General features: G+C 67.4%; 5 protein-coding genes. All 5 read left to right on the top strand.

Annotated elements, in window-relative coordinates; genetic code table 11:
• Window positions 1–678, top strand: a 678-nt coding sequence (locus HYU53_17215; GenBank protein ID MBI2222930.1) for an isoprenylcysteine carboxylmethyltransferase family protein, incomplete at its 5' end; no start/stop codon positions are given.
• 6 nt (window positions 679–684) lie between these two features.
• Window positions 685–1,803, top strand: coding sequence for an NADH:flavin oxidoreductase/NADH oxidase (locus HYU53_17210; protein MBI2222929.1), 1,119 nt, complete (start codon window positions 685–687; stop codon window positions 1,801–1,803).
• 182 nt (window positions 1,804–1,985) lie between these two features.
• Window positions 1,986–2,687 carry an adenine nucleotide alpha hydrolase gene (locus HYU53_17205; GenBank protein ID MBI2222928.1) on the top strand — a complete coding sequence of 234 codons (702 nt, stop codon included), beginning with the start codon at window positions 1,986–1,988 and terminating at the stop codon, window positions 2,685–2,687.
• 3 nt (window positions 2,688–2,690) lie between these two features.
• A complete protein-coding gene (locus HYU53_17200; GenBank protein ID MBI2222927.1) occupies window positions 2,691–3,608 on the top strand; it encodes an ABC transporter substrate-binding protein in 918 nt (305 codons plus the stop codon).
• The gene (locus HYU53_17195) at window positions 3,547–3,813 is read left to right on the top strand and encodes a ribbon-helix-helix protein, CopG family (protein MBI2222926.1); all 267 of its coding nucleotides are present in this window, start codon (window positions 3,547–3,549) and stop codon (window positions 3,811–3,813) included. Before HYU53_17200 ends, HYU53_17195 begins: the two co-directional genes overlap by 62 nt.
• The last annotated feature ends 122 nt before the right edge of the window (window positions 3,814–3,935 follow it).

Raw genomic sequence — 3,935 nt, 5'->3', positions numbered from 1 at the left:
TCACGTCCGGGGCCGCAATTCCAGTCGAACCGGAACAAAACGCGGATGGCGAGCGGCGCATCCTCTGGACGTAACATGGCGCGGCGCTGGTTCAAGGAACGCTGGACGCAGGTCGTGCCGTGGACGATCGAGCGCTCCGCGTTCGTGTTGTGCGCCAGCCTCGCGCTGCTTCTGCTCTTCTCGCAGTGGCGTCCGATCGGCATCGAGATCTGGTCGGTCGAGAACGCCGCCGCACGCGTTGCGCTGTGGACGCTGTTTGCCCTCGGCTGGACGACGGTCCTCGCCGTGACGTTCGCGATCAATCACTTCGACCTGTTCGGGCTGCGCCAGGTGTGGCTGCCGCTCACCGGCAGGCCGTACACGCGGGTGCCGTTCCGCACGACGCTGCCGTATCGATTCGTCCGGCATCCGCTGTACCTCGGGTTCCTGTTCGCGTTCTGGATGACGCCCACCATGACGCTGGCGCATCTGGTGTTCGCGGTGGCGACCACCGCCTACATTCTTCTCGCGATCCAGTTCGAGGAAAGGGATCTCGTTTCCGAACATGGCGCGCTGTACCAGGAGTGCCGTCGCAGGGTTCCGATGCTGCTGCCAGGACGTCGCCGCCTGATCGGGACGGTGCCTGCGGGCCAGATCCACCGCCGGGCGGATCGCGAAGGGGCTCTCCGGCGTCTATAATTACCGATGAGCAACCCCCGCCTGTTTACTCCGTTCCGTGTCGCCGGACTGGAGCTCCGCAACCGCATCGTCATCGCGCCCATGTGCCAGTACTCGGCAGACGAGGGCCGGGCCACCGACTGGCATGTCATCCATCTTGGGCATCTCGCGCTGTCCGGCGCGGCGCTGCTGACAATTGAGGCCACGGCCGTGGTGCCCGAGGGGCGCATTTCGCCGCGCGATCTCGGCCTGTGGTCGGATGAGACCGAGTCGGCCCTCGCACGGACGCTCGAGAGCGTCCGTCGCTGGTCCGACATCCCGATCGCCATCCAGCTGGCCCATGCCGGGCGCAAGGGCTCGACGCGAGCGCCGTGGGAGGGATCCGCGCAGATTCCGCCGCACGAGCCGTCAGGATGGCAGACGGTCGCGCCTTCCTCAATCCCGTTCGCGCAAGGAGAGAATCCGCCGGAAGCACTCGACGCGCGGGGGTTGAAGAGAATTCGAGACGCCTTTGCGAGCGCAGCCGAGCGGGCGGGGCGGCTGGGTCTGGATGCGGTGCAGGTGCACGCCGCGCATGGGTACCTGCTTCACGAGTTCCTCTCGCCGTTGTCGAATCGTCGTGAAGACGAATATGGCGGCAGCCTCGAGAATCGCATGCGCTTTCCCCTCGAGGTGTTCGACGCCGTCCGCGCCGCGTTCCCGGACGAACGGCCGGTGGCGGTGCGCGTATCCGGCACTGACTGGGCGCCGGGAGGGTGGGACATCGAGCAGACGATCGCGTTCGCACGCGCGCTCGAGCAGCGAGGGTGCAGCGCCATCCACGTGTCGAGCGGCGGCCTCACGCCGGCGCAGCGGGTACCGGTCGGACCCGGCTACCAGGTGCCTCTCGCCCGAGCGGTGAAGGAGGCGACCACGCTTCCGGTCGTCGCCGTCGGGCTCATCACGGAGTTCGAGCAGGCGGAGGCCATCATCGGAACTGGCGACGCGGATTTCGTCGCCATCGCCCGCGCCATCCTGTACGACCCGCGCTGGCCGTGGCATGCGGCCGCGCATCTGGGCGGCACGGTGAAGGCGCCCAACCAGTACCTGCGCTCGCAGCCGGGCCGCTATCCGGGGCTCTTCGCCAGCAGTGGCGCGGCACGCTAGTCGGGCTCGACGGGCTCTACGACGCCTTGATGGACCTCGTCGCGAAAAACTCGTGGCGCCTGAGGAAGCTCACGCGAAGAGCGTGGACAAGAGCGGGTTCGAAGCCCTGCTGAAGCGCGCCGGCATCGACACGGGCACACTCGGCACGGGCGGCGACGCGGCGCGCTAGACTATGGGACGTCATGAAGCTGCCGATTGTGATGTCCTGGAGCGGCGGGAAAGATAGCGCCGTCGCGCTGCACGAGCTGCGCAACACCAACGCATACAACGTCGTCGCCCTGCTGACCACGGTTTCCGGGGAGTACCGGCGCATCAGCATTCACGGCGTCCGCGAGGCCCTGCTCGAACAGCAGGCGGACGCCATCGGCATCCCGTTGGACAAGGTGTATCTCCCCTCGTCGGACGGCTCTCCCTGCCCCAACGACGTCTACGAGCGGATCATGGCGGAGGTCATGGCGCGGTACAAGGCGCGGGGCGCGGAGGCGGTCGGCTTCGGCGACCTCCTGCTCGAGGACGTGCGTGCCTACCGGGAGCAGAACCTGGCGAAGGCCGGGATGCGCGGCGTGTTTCCGCTCTGGAAGCGAGACACGGCGAAGCTGGCGCGCGAGGTGATCGCCATGGGATTCAAGGGCTATCTTTCATGCGTCGAGGGAAAAGTGGGGCCCGGCTTCGCCGGAAGGCCGTACGACGACGAGCTGCTCGCCTCGCTCCCCGCGGGCATCGATCCCTGCGGCGAGTATGGCGAGTTCCACACGTTCGTCTACGACGGGCCGGTCTTCAAGCGGCCGGTGCCTGTCGCGGTGGGCGAGATCGTGACTCGGGACGGCCGCCACTACGCGGACCTCGTTCCCGCGGGGATGGACCTGGCCGCCAGCGACAGGTGAGTCATGCGAGTCGTCTCCTTGCTGGCGAGCGGCACGGAAATCGTGTGTGCCCTGGGCGCCGGCGACGCGCTCGTGGGGCGCTCGCACGAGTGCGACAACCCCGAGTGGGTACGCACGCTCCCCGTGTGCACTCAGCCGGCGTTCGACGTCACGCGGTCCAGCCGCGAGATCGATGCGGACGTGAAACGGCGGCTGCGGGCTGGCGAGCCTCTGTACCACGTTGACGGCGACCTGATCGACCGATTGACGCCTGACCTCCTGATCGCGCAGATCCACTGCGACGTCTGTGCGGTCACGCCGGCCGACGTGCGGCGATCCGGCTGCTCGGCGCCGGCGACACAGGTGGTTTCGCTCTCGGCCGGCCGTCTCGCGGATATCTACGACGGGATTCGATCCGTGGCGCACGCGCTCGGTCGGGAGCAGGCCGGGGACGTGCTCGTGGCCGGCATGCAGAGACGCATCAGTGCGGTGAGCGAGAGCGTACGGGGCCGCCCCCGGCCGACCGTCGTGATGGTGGAGTGGACCGAGCCGGTCTTTACCTCTGGCAACTGGGGACCGGAACTGATCGAAGCGGCTGGAGGCGCGCCGCTCCTGGGCGAGCCGGGCGTCCACTCGACGGCGGTTGCCTGGGAGCGCGTCCTCGAAGCGGATCCCGACTACATCGTGGTCGCCCCGTGCGGATTCGGCCTCGAGAGGACGCTCCAGGAGATCCCGACCCTCGAGCGCCTGCCCCACTGGTTCGAGCTGCGCGCGGTGAAGGGCGGGCGTGTCGCGCTCGCCGACGGCAATCGGTACTTCAACCGCTCGGGCACGACGATTGTCGAGACCGTGGAGATCCTCGCGGAGATCCTGCACGGCGATCGGGTGCGGCGACACTGGCGCGGCCGCGCGTGGAACGACAACCCTTTCAGTGCGGATTGACAGCGACACCAAGAGCCGACTCGAGGCGCTGGCACAGCGCGCACGTCGCTCCAAATCGTTTCTCGCGGCTGAAGCCATTGCGGCCTCCCCGACCATTCGCGGAACTGATCTTGGTCGTTCAAGATGGACGTGCCGTGGTATCATTGTGATACCACTATCGGAGAATTGCTGCAATGGCAAATGTCCTGGTCCGAAACCTCGATGATGACGTCTTGAAGGAGCTGAAAGCCGCGGCGAAGGCCCACGGGCGCTCGCTACAGGCGGAAATTCACGACGTGCTTCGCAATGCGAGTGCCCGCCGCCTGGCCGAAACGCGACAGCTTTCGG

The sequence above is a fragment of the Acidobacteriota bacterium genome (genome assembly GCA_016184105.1).
Taxonomy (GTDB): domain Bacteria; phylum Acidobacteriota; class Vicinamibacteria; order Vicinamibacterales; family 2-12-FULL-66-21; genus JACPDI01.
The sequence above is the reverse complement of the archived record's forward strand: the minus strand, read 5'-3'. Positions and strand labels throughout refer to the sequence as shown.